This is a genomic window from Yoonia maritima (assembly GCF_002933395.1).
Classification (GTDB): domain Bacteria; phylum Pseudomonadota; class Alphaproteobacteria; order Rhodobacterales; family Rhodobacteraceae; genus Yoonia; species Yoonia maritima_A.
Map to the genome: position 1 here is coordinate 1 of NZ_PKFN01000003.1, position 22,158 is coordinate 22,158.

Below are 22,158 nucleotides of genomic sequence, written 5' to 3' on the forward strand. Positions count from 1 at the left end.
GCGCGGGGCTTGCGTGCTTTCCGCAGTCGGCCTGCCAGCCGCAGGCAACGATCTGATCTGGTCACGCTGGCGCACATCAAAGAACAGTCTCGTCTCAGCATGGGAAGCTATGGCAGGCCGCTGATGACCGAAGAGCTGAAAGAGATTGGTTTGAATGTGGGGCATCGTCGTGTTGGCAGATTAATGCGTCAGAACGGCATATCTGTTGTGAGAGCACGCAAACATAGGGTCACAACTGATAGCGCCCACAAGTTCAACATCGCGCCCAACCTATTGGATCGGAACTTCACGGCGGATCAACCAACACTGCTCGAAACCTCCTCCGCAGGCGTTCGTCCGAAGAAGCTCTAATGGCCTTGTTGAAGAATATTATCTCTCACATTGAAGAAGTTTGGACCTGTCCCGTTTTAGTGCCGCCCCAAGTGCTCGTTTAGGCCACTTTTCGTTCGAAGGCGACCGGACTTTTCCAGCCCAGTGCTGAGTGCCGGCGCCGTGGATTGTAGAAGCCGTTGATGTATTGGAAGATGGCTAGTTCGGCGTCTCTGCGCGTTTGCCACGACCTTCGCCAGATCAGCTCTGCTTTGATGGTTTTGAAGAACGTTTCAACGGCGGCGTTGTCGTAACAATTGCCCTTTCCAGACATCGATACCTTGAACCCTTTTGGGCGCAGGATCTTTTGGTAATCGTGCGAACAATATTGGCTGCCACGATCCGTATGATGGATGCAGCCTTTGGGCGGGGAACGGAACGCAAAGGCCATCTTCAACGCACGGATCGCCAGATCACGCTTCATGCGGTTGCTGACCGCCCAACCAATGACGCGGCGGGAATGAAGGTCCAGGATCACTGCCAGATAAAGCCAACCTTCGCGTGTCCAGACATAGCTGATGTCACCGGCCCATTTCTGGTTTGGTGCATCCGCCACAAAGTCACGATCCAACAGATTGGGCGCGATGTTGAACTTGTGATCGCTATCCGTTGTCACCTTGTGTTTGCGGGTTCTGACCACTGATATGCCGTTCTTGCGCATCAGACGACCAACACGACGATGGCCAACATCCAAGCCGATCTCTTTCAACTCTTCCGTCATGCGTGGTCGACCATAGCTGCCCAAGCTAAGACGGGATTGTTCTTTGATATGGGCCAACGTGATCAAATCAGACCGTTGTCTGCGGCTGGCTGGACGGCTGCGGAACGCACGCAAACCACGTGAACTGACGCCAACAACATCACACCACCGATTGGCTGGAAAGCTGGACCTATGTTCTTCGACAAACCTAAATCTCATTGCTTTAGGCCCGCAAAGAACTGGGTGGCCTTTTTTAGAATTTCCCTCTCCTCCTTGAGGAGTTTGATCTCGCGCCGAAGTCGATCATTCTCTTTGGCGAGATCTAAATCTTCTTTCGGCACCACGCCAGTATCTCGATGCGCGGTGATCCACTTGTTCAGCGTCGACATGCCGACACCCAGATCGTCAGCCACCTGCTGGCGCGTAAGCCCACTTGTCAGCGCGATACGCACCGCATCAGCGCGGAATTCGTCCGTCCGTTTCAGTCCCATAATTCATCTCCTTTGCTGCAGTAAATGCTATCAAAGGAGCGGCATCAAACCGCGACAGGTCCAGTTAATCATGATCAGACAGACAATTTGAGGAACACAGCCCAAAAAAATGAGGGGTACAAAGAACCTCATTTGAATCCGTCAGTTAAAGAAGAAGATTCATTTAGGATTGAAGTTGGGCCAGACGAGATGGAATGCGCCTACGCTAGAGCTGAACGCGGTGGATGCGCTGGTTACTTCTCGGTTCAGAAAGAGACGACACCGGCGATGCTGGTGTCGCCATGGGTTCGTCCACAGGGAGGAGGTAGAGGACGAATTAGGTTAGAATACAAAGCTTTAAATATAAGTTTCATATTTCATTCTTGTTCTGCAAAATCACTCCAGTTCGATGAGGAGGTCTTTTGCGTCGATTTGAGCGCCTGGTGTGATGTGTATAGCGGTGACGGTCGCGGTTTTTTCGGCGTGGATTGCGGTTTCCATTTTCATGGCTTCGATGGTCAGCAGCAGGTCGCCGGGGTGGACTTGTTGGCCCAGGGTGACGCCGATGCTTGCCACCACGCCGGGCATCGGGGCGCCGATGTGGTTTGGCTCGCCCTCAGTCGCTTTGAGGCGTTGGGCGGTGGCGGATTTGACCAGACGGTTGGGCACCCGGATCACCCGGGGCTGGCCGTTCAGTTCAAAGAACACCTTCACTTCGCCGTCCTCACCGATTTCGCCCACCGCCTGCAGGCGGATTTCCAGCGTCTTGCCCGGGTCGATCTCGGCGCTGATTTCTTCGCCCGGCGCCATGCCGTAAAAGAACGTCCGGGTCGGCAGGGTGCGCACCGGGCCATAGGTATCATGGCGGCTGGCGTACTCGGCAAAGACGCGTGGATACATCAGATAGCCGTTCAGATCTTCGTCATCCAGATCACAGCCCAGCTCGGCGCTGGCGGCGGCGCGGGTGGCCTCAAGATCGACCGCGTCCAGGTGTTTGCCGGGGCGGGTCAGATTGGGTTTCTCGTCCTTCAGGACCTTGTTCACGATTGTATCCGGGAAGCCGCCGGGGGGCTGGCCCAGATTGCCGCGCATCATGTCGACGACACTATCGGGGAAGGCCACATCGGTGTCGGGGCTTTCCACATCATCGCGGCTCAGACCCTGTGACACCATCATCAGCGCCATGTCCCCCACCACCTTGGACGACGGCGTCACCTTGACGATATCGCCAAACATCTGGTTCACATCCGCATAGGTCTGGGCGACCTCGTGCCAGCGCTCTTCAAGCCCCAAGGACCGCGCCTGTGCTTTCAGGTTGGTGAACTGGCCGCCGGGCATTTCATGCAGGTAGACCTCGGATGCGGGGGCCTGAAGCCCGCTTTCAAAGGCGGCGTATTGGGCGCGCACGCCCTCCCAATACTCAGAGATCCGGCGGATCGCGCCGATGTCCAGACCGGTGTCGCGGTCGGTGTTGCGCAGGGCCTCGACCACCGAGCCAAGGCAGGGCTGCGAGGTGCCGCCCGAGAAGGCATCCATCGCCGCATCCACAGCATCGACGCCGGCATCCGAGGCCGCCAGAATGGTCGCCCCGGCAATGCCCGATGTATCATGGGTGTGGAAGTGGACCGGCAGGCCGAGCTCTTCTTTCAGGGCTTTGATCAGCAGGCTGGCCGAGGCCGGTTTAAGCAGCCCGGCCATGTCTTTCAGGCCCAGAATATGGGCGCCGGCGGCCTCCAGCTCCTTGGCCATATTGACGTAATAGGCCACGTTATATTTGGCGCGGGCCGGGTCCAGTATATCGCCGGTGTAACAGATCGTGCCTTCGCAGATCTTGCCCGACTCATTCACCGCATCCATCGCGACGCGCATGTTTTCCACCCAGTTCAGGCTGTCAAAGACGCGGAACACATCAACGCCGGTTTTGGCCGCCTGCGCCACAAAGCTTTGCACCACATTATCCGGGTAGTTGGTGTAACCCACGCCGTTTGAGGCGCGCAACAGCATCTGCGTCAGCAGGTTGGGCATGGCGGCGCGCAGATCGCGCAGGCGCTGCCACGGACATTCCTGCAAGAACCGGTACGCCACATCAAACGTCGCCCCGCCCCAGCATTCCACCGAGAACAGCCCCGACAGATCACTGGCGTAAGAGGGCGCCACCTTGATCATATCAATCGAGCGCATCCGCGTCGCCAGCAAGGACTGGTGGCCATCACGCATGGTGGTGTCGGTCAGCAGCAGCTGGGGCTGCGCCGACAGCCAATCGGCAACCGCCTTGGCGCCGTCGCGCTCAAGGATCTGGCGGGTGCCTTCGGGGCGCTCTTCGCCCGGCTGTGGCGCCTTGGGCGCTTTGAGCCCCTCGGCGGGGGCGGCGCGCCCTTCGGTTTCAGGGTGCCCGTTGACGGTGATGTCGGCGATATAGGTCAGCACCTTAGTTCCCCGGTCGCGGCGCGGTTTAAAATCAAACAGCCCCGGCGTGTCGTCGATGAACTTGGTGGTATAGCTGTTGTCCAGAAAGGTCGGGTGTTTCAGCAGGTTTTCCACGAAGGCAATGTTGGTGGACACGCCCCGGATGCGGAACTCGCGCAGCGCCCGGTCCATCCGCGCAATCGCCTTTTCCGGCGTCGGCGCCCAGGCGGTGACCTTGGTCAGCAGGCTGTCGTAATAGCGCGTGATCACCCCGCCCGCATAGGCCGTGCCGCCATCTAGACGGATGCCCATGCCGGTGGCCGAGCGGTACGCGGTAATGCGGCCATAATCGGGGATGAAGTTGTTGGTCGGGTCTTCGGTGGTGACCCGGGTCTGCAGCGCATGACCGTTCAGGCGGATGTCGTCTTGGCTGGCCTTGCCGGTGGCCTCGGCGATGGTCTTGCCTTCGGCTATCAGGATCTGCGCCTGCACGATGTCGATGCCGGTGACCTCTTCGGTGACCGTGTGTTCGACCTGCACCCGCGGGTTGACCTCGATGAAGTAGAACGCGCCACTGTCCATATCCATCAGGAACTCGACCGTGCCCGCCGCCTGATAGTTCACATGCTTACAGATCTTATAGCCCAGCTCGCAGATCTCGGCGCGCTGTTCTTGGGTCAGATAGGGCGCAGGCGCGCGTTCCACGACCTTCTGGTTGCGCCGCTGCACCGAGCAATCCCGTTCAAACAGGTGATACATGCCGCCATGCGTGTCGCCCAGAATCTGCACCTCAACGTGGCGGGCGCGGATGATCATCTTTTCCAGATACCCCTCGCCATTGCCAAAGGCTGCCTCGGCCTCGCGCCGGCCTTCCAGCACCTTTTCCTCAACCTCGTCGGGGCCGTGAATGGGGCGCATGCCGCGCCCGCCGCCGCCCCAGCTGGCCTTCAGCATCAAAGGATAGCCAACCTTGGCGGCCTCGGCCTTGACCGTCGCCATGTCATCGCCCAGCACCTCGGTCGCGGGCACCACCGGCACGCCAGCCGCAATCGCCACCTTGCGCGCGCTGGCTTTGTCGCCCAAGGAGCGCATGGTCTCGGCCTTGGGGCCAATGAAAGTGATGCCATTGGCGGCGCAGGCGTCGACAAAATCAGGGTTTTCCGACAGCAGACCATAGCCCGGATGGATCGCATCCGCGCCCGACAACTTGGCAACCCGGATGATCTCGTCAATGCTTAAGTAAGCCGCAACAGGGCCCATCCCCGCACCGATCTTATAGGCCTCATCCGCCTTAAAACGGTGCAAGGACAACTTGTCCTCCTCCGCATATATCGCAACGGTCTTCTTCCCCAACTCATTCGCAGCCCGCATCACACGGATTGCAATTTCACCACGGTTGGCAATTAGGATTTTGCTGAAGCTGGTCATGAGACAGAGTTCACTTAATTGGTTTAATGAAAGAAAGACGCCGCGCCCTTTTTACAAAAACGGGCGCGACGCAAACGGTTGATAGCCTTAACCTCAGTTTTTTAAGCGCTGACGTTGATCTGAGCTTCGAGGTCAGCCATGCTTTCACCTCCGGCCATAAGGTCGGTGATTTCTTCACGGCTTTTCTCGCCCTTTTTGAAATCAGCTGCGATGCCGCCACGTATAAGAACAGCAAAGTGATCGCCCACAGCCAAAGCGTGCATCACTTGGTGTGTGATGAAAATCACCGCAAGGCCGCGGCTTTTGGCCTCATTCACGATACGCAGTACGTGGGCGGACTGCTTCACCCCGAGCGCCGCTGTGGGCTCGTCTAGGATCAATACACGTGCACCAAAATAAACCGCGCGGGCAATTGCAAGTGACTGACGCTCACCTCCTGACAGGCCGCCGACGAGACGGTCGCCATCATCGATACGTGTGATGCCGAAGTTTCGCACCTCATGCACAGCAATCTCGTTTGCTTTTTTCCGATCGAAGACTTTGAATGGACCCCAGCCTTTTGTTGGCTCAACCCCGGCAAAGAAGCTGCGACTGATCGACATCAACGGGAAGGTCCCACCGAACTGGTGCACGCATGCGATGCCAGCTTCCTGTGCGGCTTTTGGGCCGCGGAACGAGACCGGTTTGCCATCCATAAGAAGCTCACCATTGGTTGGTGCGTGCACTCCTGCCATGGTTTTGATCAACGTCGATTTACCGGCGCCATTGTCGCCCAACAGGCAGAGCACTTCTCCTGCTTTTACGGAAAGGTTGATATTGTGAAGGACGTCGATCGGCCCGAAAGATTTGTCGACATTGCAGAGTTCGAGGACAGGCTTTTCTTCGGACATTCTTAGTCCTCCTTCTTGCCAGTAGACCAGCTAGTGGCCAGTTTTTGGAATGTGCCATTCATCAAAACTGCGAGCAGCAACATCACGCCGATGATCAATGATGAAAGGTTACGATCGATTTCTGTGTAACCGATACCTTGTTGAACGATGCCCAAGGTCATTGTGCCAAAGAAAATGCCAACCAAGGTACCAAACCCACCTGTCAGGACAACGCCACCGACGACACAAGCAATGATGGTATTAAAGATCAGCGGGAAGTTGGTCGCGCTTTGTGCCGAGTTAAACTGAATAACTTGACACATACCTGCGAAAGCTGTGCAAACTGAGCAAAGGACAAAAAGAGAGATTTTTAGTCGATTGGTTGGTATGCCTGCATTGCGGGCGCTTTCCTGATCGCCGCCGACTGCAAAAATCCAATTACCCCAAGGAGATTTGTGCAGGACGAAGAAAAACACTCCGGTCAGTAACAGCCACCAGAACACTGCAGCCCTGAAACCGAAATACCGGTCCCCGAACAAAGCCTTCGCCCAGTCCGGTGCGTAATAGGCAACCTGCGGACGATCAACGAAAATCACGGATAGGGTAAGCGTTAGTCCACCTACTGCAAACAGAGTTGCGAGTGTCACAATGAAGGAGGGAACTTTTGTGCGGGTCACCAAAAGGCCATTGACCAAGCCAACAAGAGCCGCGACGCCAAATGTGATTATCATGCCCAATGCGATTGGCAATTCAAAATGACCAGACAAAACGCCCAAGGTCATAGCGGAGGCGGGCATCATCGCGCCAACTGAAATGTCCAACTCACCTGCAATCATCAAAAAGCCGACAGGGATTGCCACAATACCAATAGTACTGGCAAAATTCATCCAGTTGGCAATGCCACCAAGTGTTAAAAAGTTACGATGATAGCCAAAGGCAGCAAAGATGCAAAAGACTAAAATCATTCCGACGAAGGCACCCATTGCTGGACTGCGGATTAGTTCGCCAACGGCAAGTCGGCTGGATGTGCTCTTCGAGCTCTTGGTAGTTTGGATGGCTTCGGACACTGGCCCACTCCCCCTGAAATTTGTTCACAAACGGATATTGACAGAACTGGCTGGGAACTAGCCCCAGCCAGAAATGTCAATTTGGCACGATTAGCGAGTGCCAGCCTCAACACCGGCGAAGGTGGCATCGATGTTGGCAGCATCAACAATCGCTGGCCCAGTAAGAACCGGAGCAGTCGCGATTTTGGTACCGAAATCAATGTGAGCTGCCAGCGTGGATACCGACAGGAAGCCTTGGTAGTAAGGCGTTTGGTCGATTGCCATCATCTGTGTACCTGCTTTGATCCGGTCGAGTGTCGACGGGCTCAAGTCGAATGTACCCAGCATGACGCTATCGGTTTTGCCCAGGCCGTCAATCGCACCATAAGCGGCATCCGCAGCCCACGTTGCCAGCGTGATGACCCCGTCGATCGATGGGTCGCCGTTCAACTCAGCTTCAATCGCGGCCGACGTACCTGCAATGTCTTGGTCGAGGTTGGCAGGCAGAGGCAATTCACGTGCGTTTGCTCCTGCTTCAGTCGCGCCATCAACAACGCCGCGACAACGTGAATCGAGGTTAGCAGTACCCGGGGTCTGGTTGTGGCAAAGAATGTTCTTTGCGCCTGCCATTGCAAGGTACTTGCCGCCTTCAAAGCCAGCTGTGTACTCCTCAGAACCAAAGTAATTTAGCGCCCCGGATTCGTCCAGAGAGTCGCTACCGCCGTTTAGCAGGGTAACCTTAATGCCAGCCTCGATGGCTGCGTGAATTGCAGGCATCTGTGCTTCTGGAACAGGCAGAACAGTCGCGATGCCGTCAACGCCCTGAGCCGTTGCCTGCTCGATCAGAACTGCGAGGTCGGGGCCATAGTTCTCATAACCCTGCGTCTGCAGGATGTTCAGCGATCCACCACGTGCTTCGATAATCGTTGCAGCGTCTTCGGCACCTTTTTTCACAACATTCCAGAATGCATCTTGGTTTGAACCGATAACGAGGGCGATGTCCGCCGCCATAGCCGTACCTGCCGTCATCGAAGCTACTACAGCTCCTACGAAAATTTTCTTAATAGTCATGTTTTCTCGTCTCCCTTGATATGAAGCTGATATCGTGTTGCGACATCAGTTTTTGGCCTGTCTGGCCATGAACACACTGTTTTTAAGTGCGCTCATCCGTACTGGGCCGTACCCAGCCGGGTTCATTCCGCTGGCTCCTCCCGCGGAAATTCCTGTCTCTTCTGTTCGTAAAGCGCCGGCTTGGCAGGAGTTTTGATCGCCTGCTTGGATCCAGCCTCTAGTGCGATGACGCCGGCTTCAGCGACAAGCGTCGAGCATAATCCGTCCCAAGCGGTGGCCAAACGAGGGTCCGGCGTACCGTTGGCAATCCCGTCAATCCAAGCTCTGTTTTGCAGACGATAGGCATCGGAAAAGCGTGGTCGCCAGTCCTCGTCAAAGCGTTGCGCTGATTGAAGTGAGACGTTGTAAGTTGCGTGCTTCGGCGCACCGAGATCAATGCTACCCGCTTCTCCGACCAACTCGCCGCGTACGTCGTAGCCGTAGGCCGCATTGTTGTTTACCTCGATATTAACAAGCTGCCCGTCCGCGGTTTCCAATGTCATGAATACGGGTGCAATGGTGCGCCCACTGGCGCTTTGCGCAACCGTGATTGAAACGTAATCGCTACACAGCATAAAACGCCCAATGTCGAACTCATGCGGGGCCGAATTGGAAATTGCCATTTGGCCGGTGAACCAATCGGGTGCCGAAACGTTCCTATGAAAGTTGTGCATCATCAAAGGTCGGCCGATTAAACCATCGTTCAACGCGGTTTTCATGGCTGTATATGCTGGGTCGAAACGACGCATAAACCCGACATGTACGCGGCGTTCACCCAGCCGGATCTCGGCCTCGATCACGCGTAAGCAATCGGCGTAGGTTGGTGCCAATGGCTTCTCACAAAGCACATGTTTGCCCGCCTGTAGAGCCGCGATGGACAGAGCGGCGTGGGTGTCGTCTGGGCTGGCGATCAGCACTGCATCTACATCATCGCGCGACAGGGCCGCCATTGGGTCTGTCAGAACATGCTTGGCACCGAGTGTTTCACCGAGATCTATGGCGCGCGCCTCACTCGCATCGCAAATGACTTGCAATTGTGCCGCTGGCACGTCTTTGGCCAAAATGCGGGCATGGTCGGCGCCCATGACGCCTGCGCCTATAACTGCTACACGAACCGACATTATTCGACGAGCCTCACTGCGGGGCCGGGCGCTTGCGCGTCATAGCCACCCCAGACCGATTGGTCGTAATGGATCACAGCGCCAGTCATCATTCCGGCATCATCAGAGGCTAGAAATACAGCAGTCCGTGCGACTTCCTCGGGGTCTAGTAGACGCCCGAATGGCAAACTTGCGTTGGCTTTGGTTTCCCAGTCGGGGTCACCGGATTCCTCCAGCTGCAATTGCCGCTCGTGGTCTGATGCCATCCAGCCGATATCCAGCTGGTTCACATGAATGCCGTTGCGCATCAACGCATAGCCTGAACTGCGCGTTAGTGTCGACAAAGCAGCTTTCGAAGCGCAATACGGCGCGATGAATGGCTGCCCCGCATTGGACGAGGTCGAGCCGATATTGACGATCCGCCCACCATTGCCTTCGCGTTCCATTACCTTGACCGCATCTTGCATCAGAAAAAATGGTGCTCGGGTATTAACGGCAAACATTTGATCAAACATTTCAGGCGAGGTGTTCAGCAGGTTGCCCCGATCTGTGAGGCCCGCTGCATTCACAAGGATATCAACAGTGCCAAATGCTGCGTCAGCTGCAGGGATAATGCGGCGAAGATCGGCGATACTACCCAGATCCGCCGAGATCATTTCGACGGGCACCCCAGTTTCTGCAGTGATCGCAGCCGCTTTCGCCTGACCTTTTTCTAAGCCACGCCCGATAATGGCGACACCTGCCGCACCGGATTGCGCCAAACGCAAAGCAATCGCCGCGCCCAAACCTTGTGTGCCGCCAGTAACGACCGCGATTTTTCCATTAACGCTGTTCATGATTTTACCACCTCATACCCTGCCGCATTCAAGACACGGAACAGTTCTGCGCGCCCTTTTTTGGCCATCTCAAGCGGGGGGTTTGCGACCGGGTCCTGCTCAGCTTCGATGACGAACCAACCTTCATATCCCTTTGCGGCCAGTGCCTTGATGAGCGCCTCAAAATCAAGGCTGCCATCACCGGGCACCGTGAAAGCGCCCTTAATGACAGCGTCCAAAAAGCTTTCTTTGGCGCGGTCGAGTTGGGCCACAACATCGCCCCGGATGTCTTTGGCATGAACATGGCTGATACGAGCGTGGTGATTGTCGATCACGCGGAAGTTGTCACCTCCAGCAAATGCCATATGGCCTGCATCGAAAAGCAGCGGGACGGAAGAGTGCTTCATGAAGAGGTCAAGTTCCTCTTCGGTTTCCACAGCCGCAGCCATGTGGTGGTGATAACTCAAAGCCATCCCCTCCTTGGCGCACCAATCGGCAAAATCAGAGATCTTGCGGCCATAAGCGGCCATCTCGGCCTCTGATAGTTTTGGCTTTTGCGCCAAAGGTGTGTGCCGTTCGCCCTGAACCGAGCGCGCGGTTTCACCATAGACTATGCAAGGCGCACCTGCTGCTTTGAAAAAGGCAAGTTGTTCAGCGATGCGGTCTTTCTCGACTTCGAGATCGCCATCCAGAAGTAGGCCGGAGAACCAGCCGCCACAGACGGACATCCGATGCTTGTCGAGTACTGGACCCAGTTCATTCATGTTCATGGGGAACCGACGCCCGGTTTCCATGCCCGTCAAGCCAGCTTCGGCCGCCTGACGCAGGCATTCATCAAGGCTGACATCATCAGACAGCTCTTCAAGATCGTCGTTCCACCAAGCAATTGGCGCTATTCCAAGTTTAGCTTTCAACATTTTCGGTTAGACTCCATGCCGCTGTTTTTTGCGGAAATCTTCTTGGCCTTTACGGGCCTCATTCACGGTTTCCCGAGGGCTCACTTCCGGCACCGCGACATACCAATCAGCGCCGCCTGGGGTCCAAGTGTAGGCGTCAGAATTGATGCTGATCACTGTTGTTGCATCTGTCGTTTGTGCCCATTCCATCGCCGCTTCTAGGTCGGCGAGGCTGTCGCAATGACGCGCATAGGCGCCCATAGATTCGGCATGCTTGACGAAATCGACGTGGCGGACGTTGTTACGATCAACGACACGGCTGTCTTTCAAAAGGTTGTTGAAGCCCGCCCCACCCATGCCTGTTTGCAACCGGTTGATGACGCCAAAGCCACCATTGTCGCAGACAACAACAATCATTTTGTGCCCAGCGATCACGGACGAATGGATGTCCGAATTCATCATCATGTATGATCCGTCGCCCAACATGACGATTGGCGTGCCTTTCCCTGCCATGGCCATCGCATGGCCCCACGCACCCGCAATCTCATAACCCATGCACGAGAAACCAAATTCACAGTCAAACGTGTGTGGTGACTTGCAGCGCCAATTTTTGATCGTTTCACCCGGAAGACCGCCCGCCGCTGTGATCAAAACGTCTTCGGCGCGCGCTGTTTTATTCACGATGCCGATAACTTGCGCGTAGGAAGGCACTTCATGATTGGTTGGGGCCTGACCCTCATCTAGAAGGTCGTTCCATTCCTTGTACCAAGCCTTGGCCTGCTCCATCCGAGCCGCAGGTGCCGCCCAGTCGCCGAGCGCCGCGTCCAACTCATTCACGCACTCCAGCGCGTCACCAACAATTGGCGTCGCGCGGTGCTTGAGCGAGTCAAAGCGAGCCGCATTGATATTGATGAACTGAGCATCCTTTGGGAATGTCGTCCAGGAACCGGTAGTGAAATCCTGCATGCGCGTGCCGATCGCGATGACGACGTCCGCGGTTTCAGACAGCTGCCGAGCCGCCTCGCTACCCTCGATACCCATAGCGCCGACATAAACCGGATCGTTATGGCAAACCGCGCCTTTACCCGCGATGGTTTCTGCCATTGGAATGCCGCGCTTCTTGGCAAAAGCTGCAACCACGTTTTCCGCACCAGAGTAGCGCACCCCGCCGCCTGAAATGATCAACGGGTTTTTGGCCGTTTTCAGAACCTCGACTGCTTTAATTACTTGATCGACTGAGGCTCTCGGGCGCGGAATGGTCCAGACTTTTTCCTCGAAGAACTCTTCGGGGTATTCATATGCCAGCTCTTGTGTATCCTGCGGGATGCCAATGAAAGCAGGACCACAATCGGCCGGATCCAGCATCGTTGCAATTGCTTGGGGCAATGATTGTATAATCTGGGCCGGATGCACGATGCGATCCCAGTACCGTGTTACGGCTTTGAAGCTGTCATTCACTGTGAGCGTCGGATCACCAAAGTGCTCGACTTGCTGCAAGACAGGGTCAGGGAGGCGATTCACATATGTATCACCAGAGATTAGCAGCACCGGCAAACGATTCGCATGCGCCACCCCAGCTGCTGTCACCATGTTTGTTGCACCAGGGCCAACAGAGGAGGTTGCGATCATGAGCTGGCGGCGTTTTTTTGACTTAGCATAGCCAATCGCCGCAAGCGCCATGGACTGTTCATTCTGACCGCGCCATGTTGGCAGTTGCTCCTGTACACGTTCAAGCGCTTCGGCAAAACAGGTAACGTTGCCATGTCCAAAAATCCCAAAAACACCCGCAAAAAGAGGAACTACTTCTCCATCGATCTCGGTTTTCTGAGCGCAGAGATACCTCACAAGCGCTTGCGCCATCGTTAGGCGCACGGTGATTGAATCCAATTCTATTTCCTCCCTAGGATACCCCATCAGCGCTGCTCCATCAGCGCCGTGTGAAATACTTATTGACATTCTTTGCATTCTGCAGCGATCATTGCAACAAGAAAAATGGGAGGGCAAGATGCCAAGAATTTCTGTACTCGGCTGCGGGCGAATTGGGCGTATGCATGCCGACAATATCGCCGCGCATCCTCAAGCTACGCTCGCGGGTGTTTTTGACACGCACGCGCCTTTTGCCAACGAAGTCGCCGAAAAACATGGGGTTTCAAACTTCGCTTCTGCGGAAGAGGCAATCAGGTCTGATAGCGTTGACGCCGTGCTGATCGCGACCCCGACCTCCACCCATGTGGACCTACTTGAGGCCTGCGTGAAGGCAGGCAAAGCGGTGCTTTGCGAGAAGCCGATTGACCTGTCTTTGGACCGGGTGAATCAGTTGGCACAGCGAATCGCGGGCACCCAGGTGCCGATCATGTTGGGCTTTGTCCGGCGATTCGATCCGGGTCACGCAGCTGCCCAAAAAGCGTGTGCTGACGGAGAGATAGGTGAGCTGCATCAGGTTACCATTACCTCGCGCGACCCAGGCATGGCGCCTGACGGTTACATCAAAACGTCAGGCGGTATCTTCCGCGACATGACAATCCACGATCTTGATCTAGCGCGGTTTTTGTTAGGGGAAGAGGTTACAGAAGTTACTGCCACAGGATCGCGCCTAGTGAACCCAAGTCTCATGGACGAATGCGATGACTACGACACTGTTGTGGTTATTCTGAAAACTGCCAGCGGCAAGCAGGCTGTGATTACCAACTCACGCGAAGCAGTCTACGGCTACGACCAGCGTATCGAGATGCTGGGCTCTAAAGGCATGTTGGTCACCGACAATCATCACAATCATACAATGAAAAAGTACTTGGGAGCTGAAACCAATGTTTCGTCACCCCTGCAGCATTTTTTCATCGAACGGTATGGCGAAGCTTTCGACATCGAGATTAGCAAATTCGTCGACGCCATTGATAATGGGTCACCAGTGCCGGTGGGCTTTGAAGATGGTCGCCTGGCTTTGTTGCTGGCAGATGCTTGCTTCAAATCCGTGGCTGAAGGCCGCACAGTAATGACAAGTGAGTTTGCCTGATATGTACGGAAATTTTGGACTTTTCATCGACGGCGCTTGGTCGCAGGGCTCAGGCACCGCGCAAGTCATGTCTCCGGTAACGGAAAAGCCGCTTGGCGATGTTGCCACTGCTTCAGTTGCAGACACGCAACGGGCGATTGACGCGGCCTCTAAGGCGCTTCCGGCTCTGGTGGCCATGGGCGGGTTTGGCCGGGCCGATGCGCTGCACAAAGCGGCTGACGAGATGTTCGCTAGGGCCGATGAGGCGGCGACCATGATTGCATCCGAGACCGGCAAACCAATTGCACAAGCGGGCCGCGAATGGGTTCTCGCGAGCGAACAATTTCGGTGGTACGCCGAAGAAGCTCGACGTATTTATGGCCGGACCGTTGAAAGCCGCGTGCCCGGCGGACGCTTTGAAATCAGTCGTGGGCCAGTAGGCATCGTTGGCGCGTTCACTGCTTGGAATTTCCCTGCTGCCCTACCAGCACGCAAACTTGCCCCAGCGCTTGCCGCCGGTTGTCCGGTCGTTCTGCGCCCCTCTTCTCAAACCCCTGGAGTCGCGATGGTTCTTGTGGATTGTTTGCGCGCTGCCGGGTTGCCGGAAGGTGCCGTCAATCTGGTGGTTGGCTCGACCGGGGACACCTACGCACCGGTGATGGCTGATCCCCGCGTGCGTAAAGTTTCACTGACTGGATCAACGCGCGTGGGACAGCAAATGATTCGTGACGCGGCAGAGACGGTAAAGAAAGTCTCTATGGAGTTGGGCGGTAACGCGCCATTGATCGTCTATGATGATGCTGATTTGGATGCCGCGCTTGATGCGATTGTTCCGACGAAATACGCGAATTGCGGCCAGGTATGTGTGACACCGGACCGGATGTTCGTGCACCAGTCCTTGCACGACCGGTTTGTCGAGGGTTTTGTCACTCGCGCCAGCCAGATTAAACTGGGTGATGGTCTGGACCCGAGCGTAGGCATGGGCCCCCTGATCAATAGCCGTAGCCTTGAGACAATCGACCGGATTGTTCAAGCAGCAGTTGCGGGCGGCGCTACACTTGCCTTGGGAGGCAAGCGCTCGTCGGCTTTCAACGAAGGGCATTTCTACGAACCAACTATCCTGACCAATGTTACTGACGAACATGAAGTATTCGCAGAAGAAAATTTCGGGCCGGTCGCAGCAATCACCACCTTCGAAAGCGATGACGAAGTGCTGGCGCGAGCGAACAATTCGACCATGGGTTTAGCGGCCTATGCCTTCACCTCGTCAGCGGACCGAGCGCGCCGGACCGTTGCAACGCTGAAAGCCGGTATGGTGGGCATCAACAGTTTCGCACTTGCAGCCGCAGAAGCACCATTTGGCGGAACCAATTTTTCCGGTCTAGGTCGTGAAGGCGGAAGTGAAGGAATCGAAGACTATCTCGACACCAAGCTCGCCCAGATCGTATTTTAAGGTGCCATTATGACAATAAACAAAGTGAAAGCCCTCTGGGCTGAAGGCAAACCTGTGCTGCATGGCTGGCTCTCTATTGGCAATCCCTTCACTGCCGAAATCATGTCTGCGCAAGGCTATGATGCTATTTCCATCGACATCCAGCACGGCGCGCTCGATTACTCGTCTGCGTTGCCAATGTTTCAGGCGATGCGTGCGAGTGGGGTAACCATTGGCGCGCGGGTGCCATGGCTTGATCCGGCAATCATTATGAAAGTGCTGGATGCGGGGGCAATGAACGTGATCTGCCCGATGATCAACACTGCCGAGCAGGCTGCCGAATTTGTCAGTTATATGCGTTACCCCCCTCATGGGCAGCGCAGTTTTGGACCGACGCGTGCAGGTATTGCCATGCCGGGCTATGGCCCAGCAATGAACTCAGAGATTTTGGCGCTCGCAATGATCGAAACCGCCGAAGGCGTTGCAAACCTGGAGGCCATCGCGGCAACACCGGGCTTGGACGGGATATACGTTGGCCCCGCTGATCTTACACTTGGTACGCAAGAGGGGCGGCTTCCACCGGGTTTTGATCGGGAAGAGCCCGAGATGATCGAACTCATTCAGCGTATCGCCAAGGTTTGCCAAAAGAACGGCATTAAAGCCTGCCTTCATTGCGGCACTCCAGAGTATGCAGCGCGGGCCATCGGTTGGGGGTACAGCCTGACCACCGTTTCCGGCGACAGTCGGCTTTTGGCTGGGGCGGCTGCGGCCAGCGTCAAATGTTTCCGCGATTTAACTGGCAACGTGACAAAGCCGGAAGCAACAGGGGGGACATACTGATGCCACATATTGTTGTCGCAGGACCGCTGCACCCGTCAGGCTGTGAGCTGCTAGACAAAGCACAGGGTGTAACTGTTACTTACATCGCCGAGACATCGGAGGCGAGCCTCGCGGCCGAGATCGCGACGGCAGACGCCGTATTGCTCAGAACCCAGCCGGTCACCGCACCAACCATCGAGCTTGCCGGCGACCTTAAGATTATCTCGCGGCACGGCGTCGGCTATGACGCAGTGGATGTGGCGGCGCTGAACCGTCGGGGTATCGCCTTGGCAGTCTGCGGCGATGTCAATTCCGCTTCGGTGGCAGAGCATGCTGCCATGATGATCCTAGCTGCCTGCAAGCGCTTGATCCGTTCCGATGCTTCTGTCCGCACAGGACCATGGGAATGGCGCAACAAGCTTGAAGCGCGAGATGTGAACGGACAGAATCTGCTTCTGGTTGGGTACGGCCGCATTGGGCGTAAAACCGGAGAAATGATGCGCGCGCTCGGTATGAATGTGCGCGCCTATGATCCCTTTTTGTTGACCCAGAAATGGCCCGAAACCGGTGTGCCCGCAGTTGAAACGTTAGACGAAGGGTTGGCTTGGGCGGATGTATTGTCATTTTGCCTGCCCCATACCGGCAAGGCGCTGATTGGGGCCGAAGAGATCGCAAAGATGCGCGATGGTGTGGTGCTGGTAAACACATCCCGCGGGGGCATCATTGACGAAGAGGCCATGATTGCGGCGCTTCAAAGCGGAAAAATAGGAGCTGCGGGTCTGGACGTTTTCCAACAAGAGCCAGTACCGCAAAACCATCCATTGGTCGCGTTTGATCAAGTCCTGCTCTCTCCGCATATCGGGGGGCTAACGCAGGATGCGGCTGAACGCATGGCAATCTCGTCGGCTGAAAACATTCTCAACTATTTCAACAATACAATCGACCCCGCGCTGATTGTGAACAAGGACCACATTCATGTCGAACTCAAAACCTAAAATCAAAGTCGGATTGATTGGCACGGGCTTCATGGGCAAGGCCCATGCCTTCGGGTTCACCAACGCCTCGCGTGTTTTCGATCTTCCGGTTGTTGCAGAGCTGGACACCGTCGCTGACATTAATGAAGCAGAGGCTCGGAATGCTGCGCGGGCCTTTGGATTTACGAATGCGACCACCGATTGGCGTGACATCATCAACGATCCAGAGATTGGAATCGTCTCGATAACCGCGCCAAATGCCTTGCACAAAGAGATGTCGCTTGCCGCCATCGCTGCTGGAAAACATGTCTACTGCGAAAAGCCGCTGGCCCCGCTTGCGCAAGACGCGCGTGAAATGGCAGATGCCGCCGAGGCTGCGGGCATAAAAACGCAGGTTGGTTTCAACTACCTCTGCAACCCGATGCTGCAGCTTGCACGCGCGATGATCGAGTCCGGTGAACTGGGAGAGATCCGCGGTTATCGTGGTTTGCACGCTGAAGATTATATGGCTGACGCTTCTGGCCCGTTTACTTTTCGTCATGATCCTGCGGGCGGTGGGGCGCTGGCTGATCTTGGCAGCCATGCCTTGGCCACGGCAGAGTTTCTGCTTGGACCCGTGACAGAGGTTATGGGCGATTGCGTGACGGTCATCCCCAATCGAAAGGATAGATCTGGCACTGTGCGCGCGGTTGAAGTCGATGATATCGGACGCGCATTCTTACGGTTTGAAAACGGAGCGTCAGGATCGATCGAAGCCAATTGGATCGCGACGGGCCGCAAGATGCAGCATGATTTCGAGGTCTTCGGATCGAAAGGTGCGCTGACCTTCAGCCAGGAACGGTTCAACGAGTTGCATTTTTATTCAAATGACGATGCCGAGGGCCGTCAGGGGTTCCGCCGGATCGAAGCCTCGCCCGCGCATCCGCCGTATGGTCAATTCTGCGTCGCACCAGGGCATCAAATAGGCTTCAATGATCTCAAAGCGATTGAGGTCGCGGGCTATCTGAGTGCCATCAATGACGATGCCGCTGAACCGTTCAATTTTCGCGCAGGGCTACGCATCCAGACGCTCGTAGAGGACATCCAGACATCCTCGGCCCAGCAGGCCTGGCGCAAGGTAGGAGGCTGATATGACTGTACGTTATGCTGTCGTTGGGGCTGGCTGGATTTCACAAATCGCGTTCCTGCCGGGTGTGGATCTGACCGGAAACTCAAAGACCACCGCTTTGGTCAGTGGTAATCGTGAGGCATCGGAGCGTCTTGCGAAATTCTACGATATCGAGAACGTCTTTTCCTACGATCAATATGATGAGATGCTCGCGGCTGATGTGGTCGACGCGGTTTATATTGCACTGCCAAATTCGATGCATGCGGATTATGCGATCCGCGCAGCGAAGGCGGGCAAACATGTGATCGTTGAAAAACCTTTGGCGATCTCGGTTGCTGAATGTGAGGCGATGATAGCCGCCGCCGACGCGGCCGGCGTCTTTTTGATGACTGCTTATAGGCTGCACAACGAGCCGGGCACAGTCCATGCGTTGGAATTGATCCGTTCTGGTGCGATTGGCGACCCACGGCTCTTTACCTCGCTGTTTTCCTTCCAGGCCGGGGTGGACAATCACCGATTGAAAGCCTCTAATTGGGGTGGGCCATTACAGGATATTGGCATCTATTGCCTGAATGCTGTGCGCCATGTGTTTGCCGATGAGCCGTTCGAAGTCACGGCCGTGCGCAACCACGTGGATGATGCGCGTTTTAAAGAGGTCGAGGAAAGCTTTGCCGCGACGATGATGTTCCCTAAAGGGCGGGTCGCGCAATTCTCCGCAAGTTTCGGGGCCGAGCAGCTTGATATGTACCGTATCGCGGGAACAAAAGGAGAAATCGCGGTCGAGCGCGCTTTTGATTTCCAATCACCCACCATTGTCCGCCTGACGCGTGGAGCAGAGGTCATTGAACACGAGTTTGAGCAGACCGATCAGTTTGCGGGCCAAACTGCTTATTTCTCGGATTGCATCACGGCAGGCGTCGCTCCGGAAGCGGACGGAGCCGAAGGGTTGGCAGATGTGGCAATTTTGTTGGCCCTTGAGCAAGCCGCCAAGACTGGAGTTGCGCAGAAAATCAAGCTAGAACAGCGCGAACGACACCCGGACAAGGGCACGGTCCGACGCATTCCCCCAACGGTGAGGCGTTTGATGATCTAACGCCCAGACTCTGGGCCCGGGAGGAGGAAGCCAGTGGATAAGAATGTGACGCCGCCACCAAACGATTTCGAAGCGCTTGTGTTACTAATACACGAGCGTTTTGAAAGTATGAGCAAATCTTACCAACAGATTTCGCGCTTTCTGACACAAAATCCCAATGAGGTAGCAGTTCATTCGGTTAATTCGATTGCTCAGCGCTGCGGAGTTCACGCCTCCAGTTTTGTCCGCTTCGCGCAGGCGCTTGGATATACCGGGTTTAAGGATATCCAACTTCTGTTCCAAAAGCGCTTAGAAACAGCTGCACCCGGTTTCGACGCGCGTGTACGAGCGTTGGAGAGCGAGCTCGAAAATCGCGATGACTTGACAGATTTCGGGTTCTTGCGCGACCTAGTTGTTAAAGACATTGCTTCACTGCAATCGCTCTTGGACAATATAGACCCAGAGCAGTTATCACACGCTGCTGACTTGTTGAGTGAAGCAAGTACGATTTATCTTATTGGACAATTGAGATCCGCTCCGGTCGTTGAGTTTTTCCGCTACATGTTGACGATGATTGGCAAGCGCTGCGTCATTCTTGACCCAAGCGGTGGATTGGCCACACACATGGCTAAAACCATGACCACACAAGATGTTCTGATCGCTGTCTCGTTCCGCTACTATGCTACTGAGGTTGTCTCCATCGTAAATGATGCACGAGAGCAAGAAATTAAGATGGTTGCAATTTCAGACAGTACGCTTTCTCCACTTGCAAAATCCGCAGATTGTTTTTTTGAAGTGCCTGAACATAGCCACACCTTTTCCAGATCTATCGCAGCACCATCCTGCGTGGCCCAAGCCATTGTACTCGCAACGGCTGCCCGTTTGCAGAGTGGTTCAACTCAGCCCAAGATACCAACCGTCACGCAAGGTTGATTGAAGATGTTATCCTTTTCTAGCATTTTTCTCTGTGCAAATTAGTTTATGATCTGAGGCGCCTGAGCAGCTCCAGTTTTGTTTGGAGTCTGGCTATCTTAACGAGGGACAATTGAAGGTGTGAATAGCCTCTAGTATTGTAGACACTTTCTTCCCTAATTTTGAGGCAAGGAGGCCGTTATGGGGAAGCCAAATTTCAGTGACGATTTTAAGCGCGATGCAGTGCATCAAATTACAGTTCGGGGTTATCCAGTTCGTGGGGTTTCCGAGCGATTGGGTGTCAGCACTTATTCACTCTACAAATGGATGAAGCTTTACGCGAAAGCCGCGTCACAGGCATCATCTGTGGATCATGAAGCTGAGAATCGCTGGCTCAAGCGTGAGCTTACACGGATGACTGAGGAGCGCGATATCCTAAAAAGCGGCCGCGTACTTCGCAAAGGATGCAAGGTGAAGTACGCGTTCATAGGCATTTTGAAACCATCGTAAATCGATATCGAGAATTTCAGTGTGTACGCCTAACCCGCAACAGCGTGGCAGGCTTCAAAAATGGTTCACTCTAAATACTACGAAGACACCTATACGAACGACGATGTCTCGGCGCTTTGCCAGATCGCGGGCCTGCGGCCGGAAGACCTGGATAAATTTCGCGAATGCCCGTTTCTTTACAAATCCATTTAACAACGCTTGGCGGCTTTCGCTTGTCGTCAACCTTCTTTTGAATTTTCTTTCCATGAGGGCCCTTCTTGGTGTCAAAGTAGAGCCAGAAACAGTCTGCTGCATCCGCAACGGAATTTTGCGCGACGACGATTGCATCAAGGCAAGTATCGCAAGTGAAATCGCCGATGAGCTTCACTGCCGACAGTGGTATATAGTTCTCTAATTCGTGGCCGACCGTCTCTAACACTGTGCCGACATATACTGGTGCAGGGTGGGTTGGATTCAAATTTCGTTTCGTATGATTGTTAACGACCTTTCGAGCAGTCTCGCCTAAATGGTCACATGGGGAAACTCGGTCTGTGTCGACGACACAGATTGCAATCCTTTGTTTCGTAATTTCTCCTTCAAATGCCGTTACGGTCGTGTCTCCTCCACCTAAAACGAAGTCTACGGTATGCATCCCCAATTTTGTCTGCAGTGTTCCATTCGTTCCGAGATAGATAAAACCGTAGAGGAGAGTTTGTAGTGGACTTCACTTCGATCATTCGGTTCAGCTCAGACCCGTTCACCAAGTCATGAGACAGGACGTCGTATCCCGCGTAATTGTCATCAAGTCCCGTCCACTACGGGTCCTTTAAAATTCCCAGCGCCTTGGGTCTCTGTTTTTCATACTCGAGCTGCTTCGAAAGCTGATAGACAAAGTTGTTCTTAAACCTGACCCAGAAGGCTCAGGTCTCGTGATCGACCTGCACGGTGACTTAGCGGGGATTCTCAGCATGGCGACCAAAACTGATACTGCACCAACTGGCTCAGACTTTGCGCTAGAGATGTCCCAAAAAACCGAAAAGCCCCCAGAGGGGGCCTTCGTGGTATCACCAAAGCTGGTTGCGGGAGTAGGATTTGAACCTACGACCTTCAGGTTATGAGCCTGACGAGCTACCGGGCTGCTCCATCCCGCG

Annotated in this window: 17 protein-coding genes, 1 tRNA gene and 3 pseudogenes; 10 read left to right on the forward strand and 11 right to left on the reverse strand. The window is 55.1% G+C overall.

Translation table 11 applies throughout. The features are described from left to right. Nucleotides 1-303 (forward strand): annotated as a pseudogene (locus tag CYQ09_RS01230) (IS3 family transposase); the annotation flags it as partial. Nucleotides 304-430: 127 nt separating this feature from the next. Here CYQ09_RS01230 and CYQ09_RS01235 read toward each other — a convergent pair. The 9 genes from CYQ09_RS01235 to iolD all read right to left on the reverse strand — a co-directional run bounded on the left by CYQ09_RS01235 (nt 431) and on the right by iolD (nt 13,123). Next, nucleotides 431-1,560 (reverse strand): IS3 family transposase gene (locus tag CYQ09_RS01235; protein ID WP_106743605.1). Its coding sequence is split into 2 segments (ribosomal slippage): nt 431-1,317 and nt 1,317-1,560, totalling 1,131 coding nucleotides; the frame shifts between segments, so codons are not numbered across the junction. 375 nt (nt 1,561-1,935) lie between these two features. Next, nucleotides 1,936-5,373 (reverse strand): pyruvate carboxylase, encoded by a 3,438-nt coding sequence (locus CYQ09_RS01245; protein ID WP_106743607.1) that lies wholly within the window; start codon nt 5,371-5,373, stop codon nt 1,936-1,938. A 101-nt stretch (nt 5,374-5,474) separates the two neighbouring features. Beyond that, nucleotides 5,475-6,263: an ATP-binding cassette domain-containing protein gene (locus tag CYQ09_RS01250; RefSeq protein ID WP_106743609.1), complete on the reverse strand. Its 789-nt coding sequence runs from the start codon at nt 6,261-6,263 to the stop codon at nt 5,475-5,477. Nucleotides 6,264-6,265: 2 nt separating this feature from the next. After that, nucleotides 6,266-7,309 carry an ABC transporter permease gene (locus tag CYQ09_RS01255; protein ID WP_239495821.1) on the reverse strand — a complete coding sequence of 348 codons (1,044 nt, stop codon included), beginning with the start codon at nt 7,307-7,309 and terminating at the stop codon, nt 6,266-6,268. A gap of 90 nt (nt 7,310-7,399) precedes the next feature. Then, nucleotides 7,400-8,359, reverse strand: a complete 960-nt coding sequence (locus CYQ09_RS01260; RefSeq protein WP_106743612.1) for a substrate-binding domain-containing protein — start codon at nt 8,357-8,359, stop codon at nt 7,400-7,402. 122 nt (nt 8,360-8,481) lie between these two features. Then, the gene (locus tag CYQ09_RS01265; protein ID WP_106743614.1) at nt 8,482-9,519 is read right to left on the reverse strand and encodes a Gfo/Idh/MocA family oxidoreductase; all 1,038 of its coding nucleotides are present in this window, start codon (nt 9,517-9,519) and stop codon (nt 8,482-8,484) included. Then, nucleotides 9,519-10,334: an SDR family oxidoreductase gene (locus CYQ09_RS01270; RefSeq protein ID WP_106743615.1), complete on the reverse strand. Its 816-nt coding sequence runs from the start codon at nt 10,332-10,334 to the stop codon at nt 9,519-9,521. The genes CYQ09_RS01265 and CYQ09_RS01270 overlap by 1 nt, the downstream gene beginning before the upstream one ends. Next, the gene (gene iolE, locus CYQ09_RS01275) at nt 10,331-11,230 is read right to left on the reverse strand and encodes a myo-inosose-2 dehydratase (RefSeq protein WP_239495822.1); all 900 of its coding nucleotides are present in this window, start codon (nt 11,228-11,230) and stop codon (nt 10,331-10,333) included. Before iolE ends, CYQ09_RS01270 begins: the two co-directional genes overlap by 4 nt. Before the next feature lie 6 nt (nt 11,231-11,236). Then, nucleotides 11,237-13,123: a 3D-(3,5/4)-trihydroxycyclohexane-1,2-dione acylhydrolase (decyclizing) gene (iolD, locus tag CYQ09_RS01280; RefSeq protein ID WP_430383317.1), complete on the reverse strand. Its 1,887-nt coding sequence runs from the start codon at nt 13,121-13,123 to the stop codon at nt 11,237-11,239. Nucleotides 13,124-13,187: 64 nt separating this feature from the next. On the opposite strand from iolD, the gene iolG reads away from it, so the two are divergent. The 9 genes and pseudogenes from iolG to CYQ09_RS18520 all read left to right on the forward strand — a co-directional run bounded on the left by iolG (nt 13,188) and on the right by CYQ09_RS18520 (nt 21,220). After that, a complete protein-coding gene (gene iolG, locus CYQ09_RS01285; RefSeq protein ID WP_239495823.1) occupies nt 13,188-14,222 on the forward strand; it encodes an inositol 2-dehydrogenase in 1,035 nt (344 codons plus the stop codon). Continuing rightward, nucleotides 14,209-15,654 carry an NAD-dependent succinate-semialdehyde dehydrogenase gene (locus CYQ09_RS01290; protein ID WP_239495824.1) on the forward strand — a complete coding sequence of 482 codons (1,446 nt, stop codon included), beginning with the start codon at nt 14,209-14,211 and terminating at the stop codon, nt 15,652-15,654. Before iolG ends, CYQ09_RS01290 begins: the two co-directional genes overlap by 14 nt. Nucleotides 15,655-15,663: 9 nt before the next feature. After that, on the forward strand, nt 15,664-16,473 hold the full coding sequence (locus CYQ09_RS01295) for an HpcH/HpaI aldolase family protein (RefSeq protein WP_106743619.1): 810 nt from the start codon (nt 15,664-15,666) through the stop codon (nt 16,471-16,473). After that, entirely contained in the window at nt 16,473-17,447 is a 975-nt protein-coding gene (locus CYQ09_RS01300) for a hydroxyacid dehydrogenase (protein WP_106743620.1), read from the forward strand. Before CYQ09_RS01295 ends, CYQ09_RS01300 begins: the two co-directional genes overlap by 1 nt. After that, nucleotides 17,428-18,555, forward strand: coding sequence for a Gfo/Idh/MocA family protein (locus tag CYQ09_RS01305; RefSeq protein ID WP_106743622.1), 1,128 nt, complete (start codon nt 17,428-17,430; stop codon nt 18,553-18,555). Before CYQ09_RS01300 ends, CYQ09_RS01305 begins: the two co-directional genes overlap by 20 nt. Nucleotide 18,556: 1 nt before the next feature. Beyond that, entirely contained in the window at nt 18,557-19,627 is a 1,071-nt protein-coding gene (locus CYQ09_RS01310) for a Gfo/Idh/MocA family protein (RefSeq protein WP_106743623.1), read from the forward strand. 33 nt (nt 19,628-19,660) lie between these two features. After that, nucleotides 19,661-20,539, forward strand: coding sequence for a MurR/RpiR family transcriptional regulator (locus CYQ09_RS01315; protein ID WP_239495825.1), 879 nt, complete (start codon nt 19,661-19,663; stop codon nt 20,537-20,539). 180 nt (nt 20,540-20,719) lie between these two features. Beyond that, a pseudogene (locus CYQ09_RS01320) lies at nt 20,720-21,022 on the forward strand (transposase); the annotation flags it as partial. 66 nt (nt 21,023-21,088) lie between these two features. Next, entirely contained in the window at nt 21,089-21,220 is a 132-nt protein-coding gene (locus CYQ09_RS18520; RefSeq protein WP_275425352.1) for a hypothetical protein, read from the forward strand. A 383-nt stretch (nt 21,221-21,603) separates the two neighbouring features. Here the strand turns inward: CYQ09_RS18520 and CYQ09_RS18605 are convergent. Continuing rightward, a pseudogene (locus CYQ09_RS18605) lies at nt 21,604-21,789 on the reverse strand (protein NO VEIN domain-containing protein); the annotation flags it as partial. Nucleotides 21,790-22,081: 292 nt separating this feature from the next. After that, nucleotides 22,082-22,158: transfer RNA gene (locus CYQ09_RS01335), tRNA-Met, on the reverse strand.

What these genes read in the sequence shown, in the direction of transcription:
- CYQ09_RS01250 (WP_106743609.1), bottom strand. Translation starts at nt 6,263, where the DNA reads ATGTCCGAAGAAAAGCCTGTCCTCGAACTCTGCAATGTCGACAAATCT.
- CYQ09_RS01310 (WP_106743623.1), top strand. Translation starts at nt 18,557, where the DNA reads ATGACTGTACGTTATGCTGTCGTTGGGGCTGGCTGGATTTCACAAATC.
- CYQ09_RS01295 (WP_106743619.1), top strand. Translation starts at nt 15,664, where the DNA reads ATGACAATAAACAAAGTGAAAGCCCTCTGGGCTGAAGGCAAACCTGTG.
- CYQ09_RS01265 (WP_106743614.1), bottom strand. Translation starts at nt 9,519, where the DNA reads ATGTCGGTTCGTGTAGCAGTTATAGGCGCAGGCGTCATGGGCGCCGAC.
- CYQ09_RS01260 (WP_106743612.1), bottom strand. Translation starts at nt 8,359, where the DNA reads ATGACTATTAAGAAAATTTTCGTAGGAGCTGTAGTAGCTTCGATGACG.
- iolE (WP_239495822.1), bottom strand. Translation starts at nt 11,230, where the DNA reads ATGTTGAAAGCTAAACTTGGAATAGCGCCAATTGCTTGGTGGAACGAC.
- CYQ09_RS01305 (WP_106743622.1), top strand. Translation starts at nt 17,428, where the DNA reads ATGTCGAACTCAAAACCTAAAATCAAAGTCGGATTGATTGGCACGGGC.
- CYQ09_RS18520 (WP_275425352.1), top strand. Translation starts at nt 21,089, where the DNA reads ATGGTTCACTCTAAATACTACGAAGACACCTATACGAACGACGATGTC.
- iolD (WP_430383317.1), bottom strand. Translation starts at nt 13,123, where the DNA reads ATGGGGTATCCTAGGGAGGAAATAGAATTGGATTCAATCACCGTGCGC.
- CYQ09_RS01270 (WP_106743615.1), bottom strand. Translation starts at nt 10,334, where the DNA reads ATGAACAGCGTTAATGGAAAAATCGCGGTCGTTACTGGCGGCACACAA.
- CYQ09_RS01300 (WP_106743620.1), top strand. Translation starts at nt 16,473, where the DNA reads ATGCCACATATTGTTGTCGCAGGACCGCTGCACCCGTCAGGCTGTGAG.
- CYQ09_RS01245 (WP_106743607.1), bottom strand. Translation starts at nt 5,373, where the DNA reads ATGACCAGCTTCAGCAAAATCCTAATTGCCAACCGTGGTGAAATTGCA.